Here is a 24767-nt window from a genome sequence, read left to right on the forward strand (position 1 = left end):
CTTATATATAGCTTCAATGACGCTCTGCTTGAGAATAATGTTATTTTTCTACAAAGGTTGTTAGCGATTGGTAGTTATACCGTCTCTTTGTGAAGCAGCCCCAAATTCATGGCGAAATTCCTGCAACCAAACTCTGCGTCCCTTTGCGTTCGCCTTTGCGATCCTCTGCGTTTAAAAACACTACGAATGAATGCAAAGTACTAACTAAATTCATAACGGTTTTTTCCCAGACGCTTAGCATGGTACATTGCAGCATCTGCCTGTTTAATCAAAGTTTCATAGTCGTGACTATTGAGAGGATAAACACTAATGCCAATACTGGCGGATATTTTTATGGTGTGTCCATCCAAGACAATTGGCTCAGTGATAGTTGCTAAAATTTTTTCAGCTACTATAGCAGCTACTTCTAGTTTGGGGATTGCTCGTAAAATTGCGGTAAATTCATCGCCACCCAAGCGAGAAACAGTATCACTACCCCGTAAACAATTGCTGAGGCGTTGCGCAACAGTGATCAGCAGGCGATCGCCTATTTCATGTCCAAGGCTATCATTGACTTGCTTGAAGCCATCCAAATCAATAAACAGCAGTCCTAGTAACAATTGATTATTGCGCGCCCATTCCACAGATTCCTGTAGTTGTTCAGCAAATAATTTCCGATTAGGTAAACCAGTCAGAGGATCGTGATATGCCAAATAACGTAAATGATCTTCTTGAAGTTTTAATTCACTGTTAGAACGGAATAACTCAGCAGCAGTGCGCTTGAGTTCATCTTCTAAAAGTTTACGTTTAGTGATATCACGAATTATCCCAACCAAAAAGAAATTACCTGCGCCATCTTTGTGAAGCGATCGCTTAGTGGAAATAAAGTGAGTTTTACCCTTAGCATCAGTAAATTCTTCTTCGTGTTCTTGGGGTTGCTGCGATCGAAACACTAATTCATCTTGCTGACGAAACAAATCAGCTTCTTTTTTAGAGAAAAAGTCATACTCTGACTTTTCTAGTAATAAACTCTTAGGATAACCAATTAATTGACAATAAGCTTCATTTAAAACAATCCATTGATGTTTTTCATTTTTCACAAAAATTGGATCAGGAATTGTATTAATAACTTGATGTAAGAACTCCTTAGATCGTTTTAACTCTTCCTGCATGTGCGCGATTTGCGACGTCATCACAATTGCTGAGACACCAAAACTAAGTAAAGCAGGCATCATTGGTATCCACCAACCAAACAAGAAAGCAACATAACAACTACCAAGCAACACCAAGCAAAACAACAGGATACTCAAGATACTTCTGTTCAACCGCCGTACTCGCCACCTCGTGGCTGCACCCACATAAGCCCAAACACAAATCCATAACCCTTCAACTAAGTCAGCCCAGACTTTGAGTAAAGGTCTTCCTTGTTGGGCAGCACGGATGAATTCACTGATAAAATAGGCTTGCAGTTCCACACCTGCTACAGGCTTTGCTGTACCCATCAACCGACTAGAGTAGGGAATTAGCACGATATCTTGAAGACTAGGTGCAGTCGAACCAATTAAGACAATGCGATTGTGAATCCACTGGCGAGGTACTTGGTCAGTTAGCACATCTCGCATGGAAACCCTACGGAAGGCACAAATATCGGGGAATGAATTTCTACAAGCTAATTTCGGAAAATTTGACAATATTTGATAGCCTTTATTATCAACCCCTACATAGCCACCATCATGGGGTTGAAAACGATGAAATACTGCCTTGCCCAACTGTAAATTCTTGGGATTTTGCACGGCTTTTTTAGCTCTAATACCTTCTGCCTGGAGATAAAGCTTTGCCAACTTTAAAGCAAAACTTTCGTGTGCTTGGTCTTCAACATGCCAGTACAATAAGCTACGACGTACTTTGCCATCAGCATCTAGTAGTATGTTGTTAAAACCCACTCGTTTAAGTTTACTTAATTCCGGTGGTGGTGCAACACTATTATTTTGCTTATTGGAAAGCAATTCAATCCCAATCAAGTTTGGTATTGATTTGTAAGTATTTAACAAATTTTTATGACCAGGTTCTACCTTTAAATCTCGAAAAATGTCTAAACCAATAGCACGTGGTTGTTGGAGATGTAATTTTTGTAAAACTTCAGCAATTACACCATCGGGAATTGGCCAAGAACCAACCTCGCGTAAAGAAGCCTCATCAATTGCAACAATAGTAATTGATTCTTCTGGTGTTTCGATGGGCCGTAATTGAAAAAATTGATCCAAAGCTGCCCATTCTAAAGATTGCAATAATCCAAAAAAACGCAGTAGTAAAATGCAGAGGGCAACGCTAGAGGCAGTGACAAATTCTCTGTTTCCTCGACACAAAAATTTTTTCAACAGGAATATTAACCTCACGAAGCGTTTGCCTTGCTGCTGATTGATGGGTTTTTGTCAATTTTTGCCTAAGTCTTGTAGACAATTAACTATAGCAATCCTAAATCATTTGTGAAAAACAAGATCCCCGACTTTTCTAAAAAAGTCGGGGATCTAGGCAATGTAACTGTTTACAACTCAAATAGGATTGCTAGAGTCAAATATATTGAGAACAGCCATTTTTATGCTTGTTTTAAAACATACTTAAAACTACGTGGGCCTGCGTAATTACTAATGTTTGCTAGCTGCTCTAAAGTTTGCACTCCTGCATAGGTTTTACCATTAATAATCCAAGTCGGATAGCTTTGAATTTTAGCTGCTCTGCACTCATCTTTTAGACCATTTGGGTTATCAATAGGAGCGCAATCTATATGCTCAATTTCGCTGTAAGCTTCTTTACCAAAAAGTAATTTCTGTTCATGGCAGTGAGGACACCACCAAGCAATGTATTCTTTAGCACCTATTTGCTTTAAGTGACGTGCAAGGGCAATTTCTGCTTCACCGGAGGCAGTGGTAACTTCCCAACCAACACCTGGTTTGGGTTCTTGCAGTGGTCTGAAACTGATGATTGCTGGTTGACCGGGATTTTCTACAATAGTGACTCCACTATTATTATTTGGTGGAGGAGCATAAATAGCTAAAGTCCCAACTAACGTCACCATGCCGACAACAATGGCAGTAAAAAAGATTTGCCCGATTTCTTCCCAAGCACGACCCACAATAGTTAGGACTAACATACTTAAGGAAAAAATTGCTGAGGCAACACAGTAGATACATAATGCTTTAATCTTGAATACCAGCAGGTACATCAAGAAACCACTGAACACCGACATAGCGATCGCTCCGATCAACAGCAGCAACCAAGTTAAATTTTCCAGCTTTTTTCGAGAATCTTTCTTTTTAACTGGGTCGACAGCCAACGGGGTTAAGGCAAAAACTGCCATACTCACATAAGCTAAAAAACCGAACAAAGCCAGAGGCAGTCCGAAAACCGTCGCATAATCGCTCTGTAGTACAATATCGCAACTTTTAGTAGGACAAGCAGCTGAGCTTTGGCTAAATTTAACTATGGTCAGGTAAGCAGTGGTTAATGCACCTAAAATAGCGATCGCACCAATTAGCAAACGCGATCGACGATGAATCCAAGGGGTAGAAGAAAGGCGGCGTTTCATAAGCAGGTATTGGTAATTGGGATAGAGGATAGGGGACAAGGGGGACAAGGAAGACAAAGGGAGAATAAACACCAATTGTTCAATTCCCGATCCCCGATCCCTTACCCCCAATCCCCAATTTAAGATTTTAGGCTCACAGAAGAAATTGATTTGCGATCGCCCCTGTTGTTCCAGCTACGGTGTGCGGCCTCTACAAATTGACTAACACGAATTGGGTCAATTGTTTGTTCGCGACGACCGTGACGTTTTAAGGAACTAGAGACAATCACTCCATCTGCTGCTTGTAACAATGTCGCAACATTTTCCCAAGATGCGCCGCTACCAACAAATACTGGTGTGCCTGCTGCTGCTTGTGCAGCTAATTCCAAATCTTCTTGGTTAGGTGGACTGCCTGTAGCCCAACCAGACAAAATCACGGCGTCTGCCAAACCCCGTTCGATTGTATCTTGCACTGCTACAGTCAGATTTGGTGAACTTAATGGACGAGCGTGCTTAACTAAGACATCAGCAAAGATTTTGACATCACAACCCAATTCGCGCCGATAGCGCAGTAATTGATGGGCTTCTCCCTCAATTAAACCTTGATCGGTTGCCATAACTCCAGTGAGGACGTTCACACGGATAAATTGCGCCCTCACACAGCTAGCGATCGCCATTGCACTTTTGGCATCATTCCGTAAAACGTTGATGCCAATGGGCAGCGTCACCATATTCTGTATCCGCTGCACTACCACAGTCATCGCGCTGACAACTGCGGGGTCAACCTGGTTTTTAGTAAACGGTGCATCAAAAAAATTTTCTACAATGATACCGTTAACTCCGCCACTGGCTAGGGCTGTTGCTTCTTGTTCAGCACGGTCAATTACTGTTTTTAGGCTACCTCCCCAACGGGGCGAGGTAGGTAATGGTAGTAAATGAACTACACCAATAATCGGTGTGCGGGTTTTAAATAGCTGATATAAGTCCACGTCTTTAATCCGTAACACACAGTCCAGAGTCAATAGTCAATAGTCAATGGTCAATAGTCAATGGTCAATCGATTTTGGATTTTGGATTTTAGATTTTGGATTTGTTCCGCCCACAAGGGGCTGAGCATAAACCGAAATAATCTGGCGATTGTGGATTTATCCCACTCAAGGGCTTACAGATTCTGGATTGTTAATTTTTGTTTCGTCCCATCTGACTTGCTGTTGGAACGTATACTAAAAAAATTTAATCCAAAATTTACAATCCATAATCCAAAATTGGCAGTCAATATCCTGTAGACTGAGAATTCTGGACTGTTGACTTAGGACTTTAGACTGTTGACTTTTGACTAACTTTTCCAACTTTTTTTAAGTTGGTCGGTTTTCCGCCTCCCCCTTAAGATGGAAATTAACGTAAAACCTTCCATAAGATATGTTAAGATAAAAACTGTTTACAAGAGGAGTTTGCAACTCACAAGACGCACAAGACGCCAAGCGGCTTTCCGTAAGGTAGCTGTTCTTCCTCGAACAGCTAAAGAGTCTGTTACAGTTGCGGGTAAAACCTGAACTGATTGGTAGCATTACCGCTGTCAAGGCGTTAATTTTAGTGCGTGTTTTCCTAGATGGTAGCGACTTCTCACCACACATCCCATAGGGGAAAGTGGCTCCCTATAGGGTAGAGTAGATTCACAACGCACGCGCTGCGGTAATGTAAAATACCAAAAGCAATTTGCACCAAGAATTACGAGTGTCTATTTTACCCAACGACTATTTGTTTTTCCCTTGGAAACACAGAATAGTAAGAAAATCATAGCATGATCTCTGTGCAATTCATCGGGATCATAAGTTCCTTTGGGTGCGTTTGGATTTTGTCATGCAGGCATGATGTAAAAGGGCTTGGCTCTTGAGCAAGTGTCTGAAAATCCTTAGTTAATATTTAACTTTTGGAGTGCAAAAAAACTGAAAACTTTATTTTTCTAGTATGGGTGAAAAACCAACCATTGCAATATCTCACCTGGGTTGTGAAAAAAATCGAATTGATACAGAACATATGTTAGGACTGCTGGTAGAAGCAGGCTATGGCGTAGATTCTAATGAAGAGTTAGCAGATTACGTTATTGTTAATACTTGTAGTTTTATCGAAGCAGCTCGGGAAGAATCTGTCAGAACTTTGGTAGAACTGGCAGAGGCAAATAAAAAAATCGTCATTACAGGTTGTATGGCGCAGCATTTCCAAGAGCAATTGTTGGAAGAGTTGCCCGAAGCAGTGGCAGTAGTAGGTACAGGCGATTATCACAAAATCGTTGGCGTGATTGAACGAGTAGAACAGGGCGATCGCGTCAAAGAAGTTAGCGCCGAACCAACTTACATCGCCGATGAAACCACACCCCGCTATCGCACTACAACCGAAGGTGTGGCATATGTAAGAATTGCGGAAGGATGCGACTATCGCTGTGCGTTTTGTATCATTCCGCATCTGCGGGGAAACCAGCGATCGCGTACTATAGAATCAATAGTCGCGGAAGCTGAACAGTTAGCAAGTCAAGGGGTACAGGAAATCATTTTGATTTCCCAAATCACCACAAATTACGGTATAGATATCTACGGGAAACCTAAATTAGCAGAATTGCTTCGTGCTTTGGGGAAAGTAGACGTGCCGTGGATTCGGATGCACTACGCTTATCCGACGGGACTGACTCCAGATGTGATCGCGGCAATTCGTGAAACACCCAATGTCTTACCTTATCTGGATTTGCCTTTGCAGCATTCCCATCCGGAAATTCTCCGCGCCATGAACCGTCCTTGGCAAGGACAAGTCAACGATGCAATTATCGAACGCATCAAGGAAGCACTACCACAGGCGATACTGCGGACAACATTTATTGTTGGGTTTCCTGGCGAAGGTGATGAACATTTTCAGCATTTATTTCAATTCATCCAACGCCATGAATTTGATCATGTAGGTGTTTTCACCTTCTCTCCAGAGCAAGGAACACCAGCCTACAACCTACCCAATCAGTTACCGCAAGCAATCAAAGATGAGCGACGGGACATATTGATGGAACTGCAACAGCCGATTTCTCTACGTAAAAATCAGCAAGAAATTGGCAGAGTCGTTGATGTTTTGATTGAACAAGAAAATCCCTCAACAGGAGAATTAATCGGTCGTTCGGCTAGATTTGCTCCGGAAGTAGATGGTCAAGTTTACGTTCGTGGGCAAGCAAGATTGGGAACTATCGTACCAGTAGCCATCAAAGAAGCTGATACGTACGACTTGTACGGAGTAGTTGGTGGTAGTTAATCGTTGATTGGAACAACAACCAACAAACAACCCTACCCTTACGGGAAGCCACTTCGTGTCTACGGGTTCGTCAGTCGCTCATGGGGGAAGACCCCCCTTGGGGCGCGCTGACTCACCACCAACAAACAACAAACAACAACCAACAAATAACTAAATACAAATTAGGAGAGTTAATGACACTTTCTTTTCAAGAACTAGGTATCTCACCAGAACGGATTGAGCAAATTGAAAAAATTGGTTTTACCACACCAACCAATATTCAAGCCCAAGCGATTCCCCAACTTTTAGCGGGTCGCGATGTCGTTGGTCAATCTCAAACAGGTACAGGTAAAACCGCTGCTTTCTCTCTGCCAATTCTAGAGCGGCTGGATGTAAGTCAAAAAGCAGTGCAAGCACTGGTTTTGACCCCAACTCGAGAGTTAGCAATTCAAGTTCAAGATGCTATCAGTGAGTTTCTGGGCAACGAAGGCTTGCGTGTAATGGCAATTTACGGCGGTCAATCTATAGATCGCCAAATTTTACAACTCAAGCGCGGCGTTCACATGGTCGTGGGTACACCAGGGCGAGTCATAGACTTGCTAGAACGGGGTAGCTTGAAGTTGGATCATGTGAAATGGTTTGTTTTGGATGAAGCCGACGAAATGCTCAGCATGGGCTTTATCGATGATGTGGAAAAGATTCTTTCCCAAGCACCCCAAGAACGGCAGACAGCTTTATTCTCTGCCACAATGCCGCCATCGATCCGCCAGCTGGTGAATAAGTTCCTGAATGATCCAGTAACAGTCGCCGTTGAACAACCAAAAGCTGCTCCCAACAAAATTAATCAGGTAGCTTATCTAGTACCGCGCCATTGGTCAAAAGTCAAAGCTTTACAGCCCATCCTGGAAATGGAAGATCCAGAATCGGCTTTGATCTTTGTTCGCACTAGACGCACGGCTGCTGAACTCACCAATCAATTGCAAGCTGCTGGTCACAGTGTTGATGAATACCACGGTGATTTATCCCAACAAGCACGGGAACGTTTGTTGACTCGATTCCGTAATCGTCAGGTGCGCTGGGTAGTAGCTACTGATATTGCAGCGCGGGGTTTAGATGTTGACCAACTATCCCACGTGATCAACTTTGATTTACCAGACAGTGTGGAAACCTATGTCCACCGCATCGGCCGTACTGGTCGCGCTGGTAAAGAAGGTACAGCCATCACCTTGGTGCAGCCCTTTGAACGACGCAAGCAGCAGTTGTTTGAGCGCCATGTGCGTCAAAGTTGGCAATTACTTTCGATTCCCACACGGGCACAAATTGAAGCTAGACAACTGGAAAAATTACAAACCCAGGTGCAAGAAGCTTTGGTGGGTGAACGTATGGCTTCATTTTTGTCCATCGTTAGCCAGCTGAGCGAACAATATGATGCTCATGCGATCGCCGCAGCTGCATTACAAATCGCCTACGACCAAACCCGTCCTGCTTGGTTGCTATCAGAAGCCGACTATCCCGAAGAAGACCTCCGACCCACTCCCAAACCCAAACTACGGGGTGGCGGTCGCCGCGACTCTAATCGCGAGTCTAGTGGTGAACACCGTCGCCGTTCCTCTTGGGTGTCATCAGAAGTAGGTGCAGAAGGAGACAAACGCGGTTCCTCCAAGCCCAAACTGCGGACAGGACGACGGGATACTCCGGTGCCGAAAAAGGTAAGTTCTCATCAGGCTAGAGAGTCTGCTTCGTAGTCATTAGTCATTGGTCATTGGTCATTGGCAAAGAGGTGATTAGTGGGTCAAGGGTTATTGGTCAAATGACAAATAACAAATGACAAACAACAAATGACAAATGACTCTTAACTTAATTTAGCCAAGGGCGACTAACTTCTTCTAAGTGGGCGATTTCATCCTCACTTAATCTCCAGCCCAAAGCGCCTGCGTTATCTCGTACTTGTTGGGCTGTTTTCACCCCAGCAATCGGAATAACGTTGCCTTGAGCAATTAACCAATTCAGGGCGACTTGGGCAGGAGTGCGACCATATTTTTCCCCATATTGGCGTAGCAAAGAGATTACTGGCTCAATTTTTTGCAAGCCTTCTTTGCTAAAGCGTGAGTCTAATTTTCTCGCACCACTGGGGGCTGAGCCTCCAGCAAGAGTGTACTTGCCAGTTAGTAGCCCCTGAGCCAAAGGACTATAGGCTAAAATTGTTACACCCAATTCACGAGCGGTGTTGAGAATTCCATTGCTTTCAATTTGGCGAGTTAGCAAAGAGTAGCGCACTTGATTCACAGCTAGAGGTATGCCCCTTCGAGCTAGTATTTGGTGTGCTTCTCGCATTTGTTGGGCTGAGTAATTACTCACGCCTACTGCTTCTATTCTGCCCCGTTCCACTTCATCTGCGAGGGCATTTATTAAGGTTTCTTGACTCATCAAAAAAGTAAAAGGCCAATGGACTTGGTAGAGGGCTACTTTTTGAACTTGTAGGCGTTTGAGACTTTCTGTGAGAGCATCAGCAACAGACTGGGCTGTGAATCGCCAAGGAAAAGGGCCATATTTAGTGGCAATTTGGACTTTTTGTGTGGTTTTTTGGAGGAATTGGGCAAGCAACTCCTCTGAAAGCCCGAATCCGTAAATTTCTGCTGTATCAAAAAAGGTGATACCAGCTTCTAGGGAAGCATCAAAGGCTGCTTGTAATTCCTGTGGCCCGTATTCTTTGCCATAATTCCAAAATAAGCGATCGCCCCAAGCCCAAGTACCGATACACAAGGGTGTGACGACAGGGCCGCTTTGCCCCAACGTGATGGTTTCCATTTTGATCAAACCTATTTACATTTATTTACTTTATTTAGTTTAACTTTACAATTATCGTCTCATCTGTTTGCTCAAGAACTAATAACTGATTACGGTTTATCGATCCTGGTGGGAAGACCCCTTGTGTTGCTTACGAAATCTTGGAATGAGAGTTAGGGCTGTATTTAGGGTACTTAACTAATTGACTCTAATTAGATAAGTCTTGTATAGTGTCCCTTATGGGAAGCAAAGCTTACAAATTCAGAATCTATCCAAATAATGAACAGTCAGCTTTTTTGGCAAAATGTTTTGGCTGCTCAAGATTTGTCTACAATTATTTTTTGAGAGTCACCACAGATATTTACGCTGAGTCTAAAAAATCTCTGCGCTACAAAGAGTGGGCAAAGCTTTTAGTGAATTTGAAATCTGAATTTGAATGGCTTAAAGAAGTTAATTCCCAATCACTACAACAAACACTTAAAGACTTAGAATCTGCATTTACACGTTTTTTTAAAAAGTTAGGGGGATTCCCAAACTTTAAAAAGAGAAGTCATCGGCAATCGTTTCGAGTACCACAGTATTTTTCAATAGATGAGAACGGTTTTTTAAGACTACCAAAGATGACACCGATTAAGATGGTGATTCATCGGAAAATATTGGGAACACCGAAAAATGTAACCATCTCTAAAACTCCCTCTGGTAAATATTACGCTTCAATTGTGACCGAACAAGATATCCCCCATGCACCATTGAACGGGGACAAGATTGGACTAGATTTGGGGGTAAAAGAATTTGTGATTACATCAACTGGAGAAAAGTTTGAAAATCCCAGATATTTTCAGAGGTCATTGCGCCGACTCAAAATTAGACAAAAGAGGTTAAGCAGGAAACAAAAAGGTTCTAATAATCGTAACAAAGCCTTATTAACCGTTGCCAAAATTCACGAAAAAGTGGCTAACCAACGACAAGACTACCAGCATAAAATCAGTCTCAAACTGACTTGCAAAAACCAAGCAATATCAGTGGAAAGTCTGAATATCAAGGGCATGGTAAAAAACCGTAAGTTAGCTAAACAAATTAGTGATGTTGCTTGGGGTAATTTCCTGACGATGTTAGAGTACAAGGGTGATATCTATGGTTGTGAGATTCACTACGTAGATAGATTTTTCCCTAGTTCTAAAAGATGCTCTAATTGTGGTTACATCAAAGAAGATTTAACACTTTCTATTCGTGAGTGGCAGTGTCCTGAATGTCAAATCATTTGGGACACAGATGTCAACGCAGCAATCAATTTAATGTTGTTTTCGCAAGTTAAAATACCCTTGGAAGAAGGGAAATTTACGCCTGACCAGCTAGTTGTAAGACTAGGTATGAACCGGGATACTGGTTCAGGGCAGGAAGCTCTAAGTAAAGCCTAGCAAAACTTAGGGTACTTCACCTTGGTTATTATGGAATAATTTTGCTGTTTTGATTGGGAGTGGTTATGGCAACTAGTAATGTGTCACCCAATTCTGAATCAAGCGAGTCAGAAAAATCCACATCCATTCCCAAAGTGAAACTATGGACAATGTTTCGACTGGGCCTGTTTCAGATGGCATTGGGCATCATGTCGATTCTGACTTTGGGAGTGCTAAATCGAGTCATGATTGAGGAATTGCGAGTGCCAGCACTAATTGTAGCTGGGGCGATCGCAATGCATCAATTTGTGGCTCCGATCAGAGTGTGGTTTGGGCAAATGTCAGACACCAAGCCTTTGCTTGGCTATCACCGCAGTGGTTATGTTTGGGTTGGTGCAGCTTTATTTGCGATCGTCTCATTTTTCGCTGTGCAAGTAGTTTGGCAACTGGGCTTCAGTTTGCAGTCAGGTTGGACAACTCAAACCTCTGGTTGGGCTGCACTTTTAGCTTTGATCTTTGCCCTCTACGGAGTTGCCATTAGTGCTAGTTCCACACCTTTTGCAGCGTTGTTAGTCGATGTTTCCGATGAAGACAACCGCTCAAAATTGGTGGGGGTTGTGTGGTCAATGCTGATGGTGGGTATTATTATTGGGGCAATTATTAGCAGTGGTTTACTCAGACAAATTACCTTAGATGCACCCCTAGAGGTAATCCAAATTCAAGTCAACCGCCTGTTTTTGATCGTCCCAGGCATTGCTTTCGCACTTTGTCTGCTATCAACAGTCGGTGTGGAAAAGAAATATTCTCGCTTTACCATGCGTTCCACAGCGACTAACCGTGAAGATAAGATTACTCTTGGTATGGCAATGCAGGTGTTAACTGCTAGCCGCCAAACAGCAATATTTTTCACATTTTTGCTGTTGATGACACTCAGCTTGTTTATGCAGGATGCGGTGTTGGAACCCTACGGCGGTGAAGTCTTTAAAATGACTATTGCCGAAACCACAAAACTCAATGCTTTCTTTGGTACAGGGACGCTAATTGGCTTGAGTTTGACTGGCTTTTTGATTGCCCCGCGTTTGGGTAAGAAAAATACAACCAAGCTCGGATGCGTGGCTGTGGCAGTTTGCTTGATAATAATTGTCCTAGCAGGGACTACTGCTAATGCCAAATTCCTGCAATGGAGTTTAATCTTGTTTGGTTTTGCTTCTGGTGTCACTACTACTGGGGCACTCAGCTTAATGCTGGATCTGACTGCTGCGGAAACCGCTGGTACATTCATTGGTGCTTGGGGGTTAGCGCAGGCAATGGCAAGGGCCCTAGCTACGGTTTCTGGTGGCGCAGTGCTAAACTTGGGTAAATCTTTACTGACAACGCCATTATTTGCCTATGGGTTGGTGTTTGCCATACAAGCCGTAATCATGTTGTTGGCGCTAGGATTATTGAATTGGGTGAATGTCACAGAATTTCAGCGCAATGCTAAACAAGCGATCGCATCTATATTGGAAAGCGAATTAGATTAATTTTAATTTGTTGGTTGTTGGTGGTTGATTGTTGGTAGTTGATAGTTGGTGGTTGATAGTTGATTGTTACAACACCCAAACAACAAAGACCAAACATCAAACACCAAACAACAAACAACAAACAACCAACAACAAACAACCAACAATAAACTATTTATCAAATGACCGAACTTTGGACTACAGTTTTAGAGTTTGCCCAAATTACTACCGCCAGGGTAGGTAAGCAGTTAATGGAAGATTTTGGGCAAGTACAAGCTTCCCATAAAGCTGATGGTTCTTTAGTCACCCGTGCTGATAAATGGGCTGATCAAGAATTGCGAAATGCGATCGCCTCTACATTTCCTGATTATGGAATTTTGACTGAAGAGGGTGACAAGGTTTTTCCTGGTACAGAATGGTGTTGGGTAGTTGATCCGTTGGATGGCACTACTAACTTTACGCGTGGTATTCCCATTTGGTCAATTTCGCTAGGGTTACTGTATAAAGGCACACCTGTTTTTGGATATGTTTACGTGCCACCACTCAGAGAATCATTTCACGGCTTCTGGGAGGGTTCATCGGGTCTAGGAGCTTCCACGGGGGCTTTTCGCAATTATCACCCGATTCATACTAGTGAAGAAGATCCCAGTCAGCATCACTTTTTTAACCTCTGTTCCCGTAGTACCTCGGTAATCAAACAAGATTTTCCTTGTAAAATTAGGATGCTGGGTGTTGCTAGCTATAACTTCCTGACAGTTGCCACAGGAGCAGTATTAGGTGGTGTGGAAGCGACACCAAAAGTTTGGGATATAGCCGCCGCTTGGGTAATAGTCAAAGCTGCGGGAGGAAGTTGGATCTCACTCAAATCAGAACCTTTTCCTTTGTCTGCTGGCGTTGATTATAGCGATCGCTCTTTCCCCACTTTGGTTGTCAGTCGTCCAGAATTGGTGTCTACATTTAAGCCATGTTTGGAAGAGTTGAAGATTTGAACTTTGGCACTCTCCAAGTTGCTCGATTGACTTTATGGTGCAGATGGGTAGGTGTAAAAATCAGCTAGTCTATAAAAAGTACCTTAATCCGTTTGACAGCAATAGTTTCATCGATTAAGTACCGAAGATAGGTCTGCACCAGTAGTAAAAAGCTTACTATACAAAGCTTTCAGGCTTAAATTTTGAGAGACTTTCTTGTTACCTAATAGCTGAAATGATATTATGATGACAGGTTTGCACCACTGTACCTTGAAAACTAAATACTGTAAGGGTTTGAGTCCATAGCAGTTGAAATCAACTAAAATCCCTATCAGGGATTGAAACTGGCAGTTTCGGATAAGGTGAGAAGCGTCGGGAGTTGAAATCAACTAAAATCCCTATCAGGGATTGAAACAGCAAATGCGCGAGTGGGGAATAAGGGGAGGACACAGTTGAAATCAACTAAAATCCCTATCAGGGATTGAAACTGCGTAAGCCACTGAAGGAATCGTGGTGCCTAAAGTTGAAATCAACTAAAATCCCTATCAGGGATTGAAACGGCAGCCCTGTAGAACTCACAAATCAAGTTTGCAAGTTGAAATCAACTAAAATCCCTATCAGGGATTGAAACGTACAAAATCTGGAATAATTCAAGTAATTTGCCGATTGCGTTGAAATCAACTAAAATCCCTATCAGGGATTGAAACAAGGACTTATAAGCTATTTTAGCTTTAAAATTCTGTTGAAATCAACTAAAATCCCTATCAGGGATTGAAACAATTTTTTATGAACGGAGGGGCAGTTGATTCAAAAAAGTTGAAATCAACTAAAATCCCTATCAGGGATTGAAACAATTAGCTTATACAGCTAAAATCAAGCTTTTAAAGTTGAAATCAACTAAAATCCCTATCAGGGATTGAAACCAATCATCATAAACCGCGATCGCGCTTCCCATGTGAGCAGTGTTGAAATCAACTAAAATCCCTATCAGGGATTGAAACTCTTCTAGAGATTCAATAAAAGATTCTGGAATTTCAGCTGAAGTTGAAATCAACTAAAATCCCTATCAGGGATTGAAACAGTCTTGGTGTCCATTGTCCCTTCTAATGGAATAGTTGAAATCAACTAAAATCCCTATCAGGGATTGAAACGTTTGATCAACCGTGATATACTCGCTCCATGATTTGAGTTGAAATCAACTAAAATCCCTATCAGGGATTGAAACTGATAAGATTTAAATTGGAATATCCCCTATATTTACGTTGAAATCAACTAAAATCCCTATCAGGGATTGAAACCTTTTTCTAAACGCTTATTAACAGATCCTAGAAAAGCTAAGTTGAAATCAACTAAAATCCCTATCAGGGATTGAAACCGGTACGAGATCTCCGATAAGGCTCTAGATACGGAGTTGAAATCAACTAAAATCCCTATCAGGGATTGAAACGGCTGTCCTGGATTCCATGGCGCAACAGGTTGGAGAGTTGAAATCAACTAAAATCCCTATCAGGGATTGAAACTTGCGGATCCGCTCCAAATACTTCCCCTACAGCGTGTTGAAATCAACTAAAATCCCTATCAGGGATTGAAACGCGGAAGTGTTGTGCGCGGTGTAGTGCTGCTGGATGTTGAAATCAACTAAAATCCCTATCAGGGATTGAAACGATTGTGTAAGAGTCCAAATTCCCAGGCGTGAAATGTTGAAATCAACTAAAATCCCTATCAGGGATTGAAACGCTTCAAGCCGTGGCGATCGCAATAATCCCAAACTGTTGAAATCAACTAAAATCCCTATCAGGGATTGAAACGCCTTATTATCTTGTTGATGACGAAATTCAAGCTTGTTGAAATCAACTAAAATCCCTATCAGGGATTGAAACCAATTGGGTTTGAAGCTGGCCAACTCCTTAGGCATTCGAGGTTGAAATCAACTAAAATCCCTATCAGGGATTGAAACTTCACCAGCCGAGAACCGATCCCTTGGCCTCGGTAATGTTGAAATCAACTAAAATCCCTATCAGGGATTGAAACTGGATGATCCTCCACCCTTCTATAGCGCAATTATCAGTTGAAATCAACTAAAATCCCTATCAGGGATTGAAACAGGCTTTTCCCACTACCAGTTGGCATAGCCAAAAGTTGAAATCAACTAAAATCCCTATCAGGGATTGAAACATCTGGCACAAATGTTTCAACCTCCGACTCTTGATAAGTTGAAATCAACTAAAATCCCTATCAGGGATTGAAACCCACATAGAGGCGGCGCTAATGGAGATCCGACGGGTTGAAATCAACTAAAATCCCTATCAGGGATTGAAACGTTGCTTAAGGGCATCGATGAATTGGGGGTTCTTCTGGAGTGTTGAAATCAACTAAAATCCCTATCAGGGATTGAAACCCTAGCATCCCGAGCCTCCTCCAAAAGGGTGCGGAGTTGAAATCAACTAAAATCCCTATCAGGGATTGAAACAAACTAGGGAGGTTACATGACCTACACTTTCTACGATAGTTGAAATCAACTAAAATCCCTATCAGGGATTGAAACCCATTTTTTCCAATTTGCTTTTATTCCTGTCCAGGGTTGAAATCAACTAAAATCCCTATCAGGGATTGAAACGCTATTTGGCGCGAATTAGCTGCTTAATATCAAGTTGAAATCAACTAAAATCCCTATCAGGGATTGAAACATCTAAATCGTAGTCCACATCAAACCCAGAAAACTTTAGTTGAAATCAACTAAAATCCCTATCAGGGATTGAAACCCTGATAATGCGGTCAAATTTGAACAATCCTTCAGTTGAAATCAACTAAAATCCCTATCAGGGATTGAAACCAAAAGCATCCCTTTACCAGATCCAGGAAGACCCGTTGAAATCAACTAAAATCCCTATCAGGGATTGAAACATTACAAAGTTATTACAAAGTTATTACACGGATTGTTGAAATCAACTAAAATCCCTATCAGGGATTGAAACGAGTTACAGCCGCTTGCAAGACCAGAACTGTTTGGTTGAAATCAACTAAAATCCCTATCAGGGATTGAAACTTGCAAATAATCCTCTAGTGTGCTACTGATTTCAGCGTTGAAATCAACTAAAATCCCTATCAGGGATTGAAACTAAAAGCGCTAGTTTCATTTATTTGGTCTCCTTTGTTGTTGAAATCAACTAAAATCCCTATCAGGGATTGAAACTACTTAATCGGTGCGATCGCATTTGATTGGAACGTTGAAATCAACTAAAATCCCTATCAGGGATTGAAACTCGACCCCCACGGGTTCGGTTTGGGTCTCATCTCTGTTGAAATCAACTAAAATCCCTATCAGGGATTGAAACCGTAGCGGTAGAAGCCGCGAGTACGGGATCGGACATGAGTTGAAATCAACTAAAATCCCTATCAGGGATTGAAACGACCTTGATAGGTTTCTTGAACTCATCCCTTTGGAGTTGAAATCAACTAAAATCCCTATCAGGGATTGAAACCAGGATCGTGCGGACTGTGCAGAATCTATACAGTTGAAATCAACTAAAATCCCTATCAGGGATTGAAACATAAAAGGCAGTCTTAGCAATACCTAATTCTTTGCAAAGTTGAAATCAACTAAAATCCCTATCAGGGATTGAAACTTTCTCCAGCAGACTTTCCCGCCTGCCTTTGGACGGTTGAAATCAACTAAAATCCCTATCAGGGATTGAAACAATTCTGTGTGGGCGCTTTTTGTCGTGAAAATAATGTTGAAATCAACTAAAATCCCTATCAGGGATTGAAACGCTCCCCTTGGTTTCCCCCCCTTACTCTCCAAGAGGGTTGAAATCAACTAAAATCCCTATCAGGGATTGAAACCCATACTCCTTACTCGAGACTAAGGTTAAGTAGTTGAAATCAACTAAAATCCCTATCAGGGATTGAAACAAATGCTTGCCAGATGCTCTTCCAGGCCTTTAGGGTTGAAATCAACTAAAATCCCTATCAGGGATTGAAACAAATGCTTGCCAGATGCTCTTCCAGGCCTTTAGGGTTGAAATCAACTAAAATCCCTATCAGGGATTGAAACAGATTGTTAGGAGTGCCAAAGAGGTCAAATACGTCCGTTGAAATCAACTAAAATCCCTATCAGGGATTGAAACATTATAAACAACGGTTGTTGCAGACTCATATTGCAGGCGGTTGAAATCAACTAAAATCCCTATCAGGGATTGAAACGAGCAGCGCTTATTGCGTTTAGCGTTTTTCCACCTGCTATGGTTGAAATCAACTAAAATCCCTATCAGGGATTGAAACCAAGAAGATCCAGAAAATCGCCAAAAGGATGTACGTTGAAATCAACTAAAATCCCTATCAGGGATTGAAACATCGTATTTGGAGGCTTCTTCTTGCTCGATCTTGGTTGAAATCAACTAAAATCCCTATCAGGGATTGAAACTGGAGATCGCTTCCAGACTTGCAGACAAAACATTTAAGTTGAAATCAACTAAAATCCCTATCAGGGATTGAAACCGGTCTTGGTGGCAGCAGCTTCCTAGCATTCTTGGCGTTGAAATCAACTAAAATCCCTATCAGGGATTGAAACACTTGCAGGCGATGCCAACACCAAATCAGGTGTAGGTTGAAATCAACTAAAATCCCTATCAGGGATTGAAACATTGACGCATGGGAGGGTAAAATACAGGGGAGCTTGCGCAAAGTTGAAATCAACTAAAATCCCTATCAGGGATTGAAACGCAAGCAAGTCCATCCACCCCATAAAAGCTAGCGTTGAAATCAACTAAAATCCCTATCAGGGATTGAAACTTGTGCGATCGCAATACCGACTACTCCAGCAGCAGGTTGAAATCAACTAAAATCCCTATCAGGGATTGAAACGCCTTCAATTGGTGGAAACAAAACAGAATGCCGTGGTTGAAATCAACTAAAATCCCTATCAGGGATTGAAACGCGATCGTGCAAATCCCATCGCTTTCTAAATCTATGTTGAAATCAACTAAAATCCCTATCAGGGATTGAAACACTACACCCTATTCTTGGAGAGGAAAAACTTATCAGTACGGTTGAAATCAACTAAAATCCCTATCAGGGATTGAAACTTACGGATTTCTTTCTCTTGACTTTACCTTTGCCGTGGTTGAAATCAACTAAAATCCCTATCAGGGATTGAAACGCTTAATGCAGAATTATTACCTCTTTGAAGAGTTGGTTGAAATCAACTAAAATCCCTATCAGGGATTGAAACTCCTTGTTCCAGGATCGACACGGGGTTAGCTGGCTCTCCGAGTTGAAATCAACTAAAATCCCTATCAGGGATTGAAACTCCCTTAGGCCCTACAGGATATCTAGTTGTCTAGAGTTGAAATCAACTAAAATCCCTATCAGGGATTGAAACTTCAAGAACAACACGGAAGATATAGGGAATATATCGTTGAAATCAACTAAAATCCCTATCAGGGATTGAAACCCAGCTAATTTTGCTGATGCTTTGGGCTGAGTTCCGAGTGGAAATGACTTAAAATTCCCTGAAATAGATACATCAGAAGAAGATGAAAATTAACTGTGGGTGATTCTTCCTTAGATTGCTGAAAGATGTTAGTTAAAAGGGGTTAACATTCTTATCTTAAGTTAGCTATAAGCTAACTTTACCTTTGAGCGCAAAATTTATTTCAGCGCTTAACAAGTCTGTCATTCGGTTAGATTGAAAGCGAATGAAATTAACCTAACCTTGCAATATAAAACCACACTGTTGTAGCAATGTGGTGAGATTTACGTATAGCACTTTAAAGTTAGGAGATTTAATTCATAATCACCATCGAGTGGTGTTATTGTAAGCTACAAAGTCGAAGTTCAGCATTCCGGACGAAACACAAACATTTTTTGGACAACAACCTTAAGAAAAAATGATGTCGCAAAAAAATCCCTGGACTATAGTCTTAGTCGTGATCGTGTCAATTGCTGCCACCCAGATAGGTTTTCGTAACCTGATGTGGTTTTTGGATACTATTAATCTCATCCACACTCAGCCTTCTTCACATCAGAGATAACACTGAAATCACTACTTGCTATTGAAGAAGGCAGATGGCAGAAGGAACCATCACAAATTATTAGAAAACTCTGCGTACCTCTGCGTACCCTCCGCGCGCCTCTGCGTTTAAAAAAACCAAACTTATACGCAAAACCTTACTTAAATCTATTATTTAAAAATAAAATCAGCGATCGCCACCTCATCCTTACCTGTTATAGTTTCTTGGGGAGGACTCAAAAGAACAGATAGCTGCATCAACTTCTTACCCTCAAGACGACGTGCAACCCGGCTAGGAATTCCGTAACCGTAAACAATATGTCCTTGTCCAGCCAACACCACCACTCGATAATCTGGATTGGCTTTGACAAACTCAGCAATTCCTTCTGCCATTGTTTCATCCCATAATACTTGCGCCAAAAAAAAGCGTTCAGCACCAGAACTATTACCGTGTCCATCATTTTGATGTTGTTGAAAAGCTTGTTGTGATAATTGTTTATACTTTTCGTTATCAGTACGAATTTCTGAAAAAGGCGGAATGAATTTCCTTTCGGATACTGTAAGACTTTCTAAACCTTGACGTGCAACTTTGCGTGTAATTTCTGTCGGGGTGTTTAAAGCTAAAACGGGTAGTTGTTTCTCTTTGGCAAAGCGGAGAATTGGGGCGTAATCTTCCCAAGGGAAACCCCAGCGTTTTTCGTACTCGCTTTTCTCTACTAGTTCTTGTTCAGTCAGTTTACCCGCTAAATATTGATCAACAACGCCTTGATAGGGGCGCTGAAACATCTCCATCGCAATAGCAATTTTAGGATGACTCCGCTGGAGTTCCTGAATAATTTGCAGTTGATTTTGATGATCCACAGAACTATCGTGAGTTTCCCCCAAATACACCACATCTGCTTTTGCTAGTTCCGTCAACATCTGTTGACGACTGTAAATAAAATTCTCTGGTTTGCCACAACTTTTATCCCAATCTGGAAAGATTGTATCTATATTGCTAGGTGGCGCAACCATAACTAACTTAGGAGGACAGGAACTTTTGACAGTTTCAGCGCAGGCAGGTAAAGTCGAGAGTAAAAAGTAAAAAGTAAAAGTTAAAAGGTAAAAAAATAGTTTTTTGCTTGGGAAGCTTTGCTGTTCATTTGCTAGGATTCTTGCGTATGCCAGTAACTTGCTTTGAGTAAATAGTGTCATTTTCTTTACACAACGCCCGATAGGTTCAGCTATTAATATGAAAGGACTGTGGCTGGAAAACAAGCAACTCCAATTACGTACCGATATTCCCATTCCCCAACCGCCACCAGGGGAAGCATTGGTACGGGTTTTATGTGCTGGTATTTGTAACACTGATTTAGAACTAACCAGAGGCTATTACCCTTACACTGGCATTTTAGGTCATGAATTTGTGGGTGTTGTAGAACAAGGCCCAGAAAACTTAATAAATCGCCGTGTTGTCGGTGAAATTAACGCTGTATGCGGTAAATGTCGCTTTTGTCGTAGCGGCAACTCGACTCATTGCGAAAACCGGACTGTGCTTGGTATTGTTAACCGCAATGGTGCTTTTGCTGACTATCTGTGTTTACCTGTAGAAAATCTTCATCTTGTACCAGAGAGTGTTCCTACAGCAGTCGCCACATTCACTGAACCTGTAGCTGCGGCATTGGAAATTCAGCAGCAGGTAGCATTGCGTCCAGATGACAAAGTGTTAGTAGTTGGGGATGGTAAGCTAGGACAATTGGTAGCCCAAACTCTGGCTTTGACTGGTTGTGATCTCTTGGTAGTGGGACGACATCGTGAGAAACTGGCTAATTTAGAAGCACGGGGCATTAAAACAGGCTTCGCGGATGCGGTTACAGACAGGACTTTTGATATTTCCGTAGAGTGTACAGGCAATGCTGAAGGATTTGCGATCGCTCGTCGTGCTCTACGTCCCCGTGGTACACTGGTACTAAAAAGCACCTATGCTGGCAATCTCAGTCTAGATGCTTCTGCTTTGGTAGTGGATGAAATTACTCTGATTGGTTCACGTTGCGGACCGTTTGCACCTGCACTAGAACTACTTGCACAAGAGAAAGTGGACGTACAACCCCTCATTCAAGCCTGTTACCCACTTGCAGAAGCAATAGCAGCTTTTGGACACGCCGAAACAAAAGGTGTGTTGAAGGTGCTATTGGAAATGGAGAATTGGTAGTGGGAGATGGGGAGATGGGGTGATGGGGAACTCGGGGCCCCCGCGACCGACAGGGAGTGGGGATTAGGGGCAATGGGGAGATGGGGAGATGGGGAGATGGGGTGATGGGGGGCTAGGGGTCCCCACTTTGTGGGGTTGGGGGGGCAATGGGGAACTCACCGGCCCCTGGTGGGGATTAGGGGCAGTGGGGAGTGTGTAGACGCGGTAGCGGTGAGACAGCGCGCAGAAGGGGGTTCCCTCCCCCAACCCCAAAGGGAACCCCTAGCCCCCAATCCCCACTCCCTGTCGGTCGTGGGGATCGGTGAGTCCCCCATGAGCGACTGCGTTCGCGTAGCGTCCCGGAGGGAACTACCCGGAGGGCTTCGGTGCAGGGTGGAGTGTGAGGAGTAAACCACTAACTACTAACCACCAACCACCAACCACCAACAAACAACTAATAAAACATTGAATTCGTTTTTGGTTGGTAATCTATGCATTGTATCGCTTCTTCTGTATTAGCAATGGAAGGATGGACTGTGCATTTGAGACGATGATCATCGGTGAAATACTGACAACCAGCGCAGGGAATTTGGTGCATTTTTTTGGCTGTTTTGACACCATCACGAGTTGCAGCCCACAGACTCCAAACAACTATAGTAACCAATACCCAGGCACTGACAAAACAAATCGGTACAAGAAGCTTTTGAATTGTAAAAAATAGAAAATGTATTATTTGCGACACGGCAAGAATTGCGAAAAGCTACAAAAAATGTGAGTGAGAAATGAGAAGTTATAGTTATATTAACTCCTCATTCCTCACTCATGACTTCTGACTAAAGAGATATCAGTGATTCAGTTTTTGTTAACTGAGAACTGATCACTGATCACTTTTCACTAGATGCCAGCATGACCAATTGCTAAACCAACCACAAGCATCCCCAAAACTAGGAAAGGTTGAGCGCTGGCTTGATATTTGACATCATTAGTTAGAGGGTCACGCAGAAAATACATATCTTGGAAGGTGATTTGCGGGATGATCAGTAATGCCAAAATAGCGGCGTACAAGTTTTCGTGGATGTAAACTAAATAACCAGCGATCGCAGCTTGAAAGACATCGATCATGATCACACAAATCCAAGCAGCTGTCGTCACACCAAACATTACAGGCAGTGATTTTAATCCGAGTTTGCGATCGCCTTCGACACTCTTGAAGTCATTGATGATACCAATACCCAACCCAGCCAAACTGTAAATTAGGGTAAGGACAACTATTTTCCAGTTGAGTTCTCCGAATAAAGCGTGACCAGTACACCAGGGGAAAGTAATATAACTTGCACCCAAAGCATAGCTACCCAACCAACCGTTTTGCTTCAACTTCAAGGGCGGGGCAGAATAGATGTAGCCGACAAATGAACCGATGATCGCAATTGTTGTAATTGTGGGAAATTCATTACCAGCCCATTTATCAAGGGCAAAGGCAACTGCTATACCAGCAATAAGTAATACCCATATTTGCGTAATTACCTGGGGTATGGAAATTGCTCCAGAGGGAATTGGGCGGTAGGGTTCGTTGATGGCATCAATTTCGCGATCATAATAATCGTTCATGATTTGCACGTAACCTGCCATCAATGGTCCTGATAGCACCATACAAACTGCCGCCTTCAAGACATTTTCTAGCGTCCAAGTGAATTCACCAGAAGAAGCCGCACCGCAGATTACACCCCACATTAAAGGAATCCAGGTAATTGGCTTCATCAGTTGCAGGCGGATTTTCCAAATCGAACTTTCTCCAGGCGCTGCACCTTTCATACCCAAAAGTTGCCTGGTCTTAGCACTGCGGTCAACAGTACCATTTGCTTGGTCTGTGGATGTATTGGAATCAGGGGTAATGGGAGTTGAATCAGACATAGGCTGTACTTGTAAATTGGTAATTGGTAATTGGTAATTGGTAATTGGTAATTTGGTGGTTTTCCCATTACCCATTACCGATTACCCATCACCTCTTGCCTAAAACGAGATTATCAAATAATTATTTTGGAACTTAGCACCAGTAACAGGTCTACCACTCAAGGCGGGAGGTAGGAAAATATTCCGCCTTTGGTCTCCAGCTTCAATAGTTACTTCTGGGCCGTATTGAGTAAGTTTGACCTGTTTTTTATCAAATCCAGGCAAAAATAAGCTTACCTTGTGTTCTTGGATGTTAATTTCAATCGGTTTGGGAGCCTGTACCGCTTGTTCTACAAAGTTGGGTAGGACATCGACAAGGGCTTGCCAATCTTCTGTTTTGACATCTGGAACCACGCTCACATGAAGGGGAGTAAATTGCTCGGAAATATGGATATCTGTATTATTAGATACAAGGATAATGCCACCCACGGTTAAACCAACTTGTTGAGCGCTACCCCAAAGATAGCGCACAGAAGCAATTTCCACAGGATCATTGCTTGTCACCAAGAAAGCAGCAACTTGCCTGGGATCAGCGAGGGCGGCTCTACCCTTGTCTAAAAAGTTGTTAACTTGGTTAGTAGGTTGGGCGAAGTTATCCGATGTCCAGTTGATATTGAAAAAGGTGCTAATTAGCGGTTGAATCAAGGGCGATTCAGAAATTGCTTTCCCGAGATCGGAGTTGACAAACAATTGTCGGAATCGCCGCACGTACCAACTGAGAAATTCTGGCATCCCGAACATTCGCAAAGTTGAGGTGTCACCATTACCATCGTAGATGATCGCGTCATATTTGCCGCTTTCGTAGTACTCGCGGATGGCGTTGAGGACAAGGGCGCTGTCCATCCCCGGTAATACCGATAGTTCTTGACCATAAACCTCTTTGAGGATGGGCGTTTTGAGATATTGCGCTTCCAGTTTTTTCACGTCCTCCCAATTACGTTCTAGTAGTACAGAAGTCTGAAACTGAACAACGTGCAAATTAGCAGCAATTTCTTGGGGGTCAGAACCAATAGGAACACCCAACAAGATTTGCAATGCTGGTTCTGCACTCCCAGCTAAAAGTACGCGCTTTCCTTGGCTTACTAATTTTTTGGCTGCGGCGATCGCTACTTTTGTCCTAGCACTGCCGCTTTTGCCCAAAAATGTCAATATCAGGGCCATTACTTGATTCC

At 42.5% G+C, this 24767-nt stretch carries 14 protein-coding genes and 1 CRISPR repeat array; of the genes, 6 read left to right on the top strand and 8 right to left on the bottom strand.

Annotation, left to right across the window (positions count from 1 at the left end):
* Positions 1-200 precede the first annotated feature (200 nt).
* From UYI_RS0108060 to btpA, 3 genes are all read right to left on the bottom strand, one after another.
* On the bottom strand, positions 201-2402 hold the full coding sequence (locus UYI_RS0108060) for a CHASE2 domain-containing protein (RefSeq protein ID WP_026085818.1): 2202 nt from the start codon (positions 2400-2402) through the stop codon (positions 201-203).
* A 173-nt stretch (positions 2403-2575) separates the two neighbouring features.
* Positions 2576-3565: a vitamin K epoxide reductase family protein gene (locus UYI_RS0108065; RefSeq protein ID WP_016866168.1), complete on the bottom strand. Its 990-nt coding sequence runs from the start codon at positions 3563-3565 to the stop codon at positions 2576-2578.
* A gap of 119 nt (positions 3566-3684) precedes the next feature.
* Positions 3685-4533: a photosystem I biogenesis protein BtpA gene (gene btpA, locus UYI_RS0108070; protein WP_026085819.1), complete on the bottom strand. Its 849-nt coding sequence runs from the start codon at positions 4531-4533 to the stop codon at positions 3685-3687.
* A gap of 979 nt (positions 4534-5512) precedes the next feature.
* On the opposite strand from btpA, the gene rimO reads away from it, so the two are divergent.
* Together rimO and UYI_RS0108080 are read left to right on the top strand one after the other, a co-directional pair.
* Positions 5513-6832, top strand: a complete 1320-nt coding sequence (gene rimO / locus UYI_RS0108075; RefSeq protein ID WP_016866170.1) for a 30S ribosomal protein S12 methylthiotransferase RimO — start codon at positions 5513-5515, stop codon at positions 6830-6832.
* A 173-nt stretch (positions 6833-7005) separates the two neighbouring features.
* Positions 7006-8556 (top strand): DEAD/DEAH box helicase, encoded by a 1551-nt coding sequence (locus UYI_RS0108080; protein WP_026085820.1) that lies wholly within the window; start codon positions 7006-7008, stop codon positions 8554-8556.
* Between the two features lie 112 nt (positions 8557-8668).
* Here UYI_RS0108080 and UYI_RS0108085 read toward each other — a convergent pair whose 3' ends face one another.
* On the bottom strand, positions 8669-9619 hold the full coding sequence (locus tag UYI_RS0108085) for an aldo/keto reductase (protein WP_016866172.1): 951 nt from the start codon (positions 9617-9619) through the stop codon (positions 8669-8671).
* 218 nt (positions 9620-9837) lie between these two features.
* Here UYI_RS0108085 and tnpB point away from each other — a divergent pair, with 218 nt between their 5' ends.
* From tnpB to UYI_RS0108105, 3 genes are all read left to right on the top strand, one after another.
* Positions 9838-11016, top strand: a complete 1179-nt coding sequence (gene tnpB, locus UYI_RS0108090) for an IS200/IS605 family element RNA-guided endonuclease TnpB (RefSeq protein WP_016866173.1) — start codon at positions 9838-9840, stop codon at positions 11014-11016.
* A gap of 65 nt (positions 11017-11081) precedes the next feature.
* Positions 11082-12518 (top strand): BCD family MFS transporter, encoded by a 1437-nt coding sequence (locus tag UYI_RS0108095; protein WP_016866174.1) that lies wholly within the window; start codon positions 11082-11084, stop codon positions 12516-12518.
* Positions 12519-12679: 161 nt separating this feature from the next.
* The gene (locus tag UYI_RS0108105; protein ID WP_016866176.1) at positions 12680-13486 is read left to right on the top strand and encodes an inositol monophosphatase family protein; all 807 of its coding nucleotides are present in this window, start codon (positions 12680-12682) and stop codon (positions 13484-13486) included.
* Between the two features lie 287 nt (positions 13487-13773).
* Positions 13774-18917: direct repeats of the CRISPR family, unit length 37 nt; unit sequence GTTGAAATCAACTAAAATCCCTATCAGGGATTGAAAC.
* Between the two features lie 729 nt (positions 18918-19646).
* Here the strand turns inward: UYI_RS0108105 and UYI_RS0108110 are convergent.
* Entirely contained in the window at positions 19647-20669 is a 1023-nt protein-coding gene (locus UYI_RS0108110) for a ChaN family lipoprotein (RefSeq protein WP_016866177.1), read from the bottom strand.
* 37 nt (positions 20670-20706) lie between these two features.
* Here UYI_RS0108110 and UYI_RS0108115 point away from each other — a divergent pair, with 37 nt between their 5' ends.
* Positions 20707-21666: an MDR/zinc-dependent alcohol dehydrogenase-like family protein gene (locus UYI_RS0108115; RefSeq protein ID WP_016866178.1), complete on the top strand. Its 960-nt coding sequence runs from the start codon at positions 20707-20709 to the stop codon at positions 21664-21666.
* A 433-nt stretch (positions 21667-22099) separates the two neighbouring features.
* Here the strand turns inward: UYI_RS0108115 and UYI_RS0108125 are convergent, their stop codons facing one another.
* From UYI_RS0108125 to UYI_RS0108135, 3 genes are all read right to left on the bottom strand, one after another.
* A complete protein-coding gene (locus tag UYI_RS0108125; RefSeq protein ID WP_016866180.1) occupies positions 22100-22387 on the bottom strand; it encodes a hypothetical protein in 288 nt (95 codons plus the stop codon).
* Positions 22388-22539: 152 nt separating this feature from the next.
* Positions 22540-23556, bottom strand: coding sequence for a chlorophyll synthase ChlG (chlG, locus tag UYI_RS0108130; protein WP_026085821.1), 1017 nt, complete (start codon positions 23554-23556; stop codon positions 22540-22542).
* Between the two features lie 99 nt (positions 23557-23655).
* A complete protein-coding gene (locus UYI_RS0108135; RefSeq protein ID WP_016866182.1) occupies positions 23656-24756 on the bottom strand; it encodes a Get3/ArsA fold putative tail anchor-mediating ATPase NosAFP in 1101 nt (366 codons plus the stop codon).
* Between the last annotated feature and the right edge of the window lie 11 nt (positions 24757-24767).

The organism is Fischerella muscicola PCC 7414 (assembly GCF_000317205.1).
Lineage (GTDB): Bacteria > Cyanobacteriota > Cyanobacteriia > Cyanobacteriales > Nostocaceae > Fischerella > Fischerella muscicola.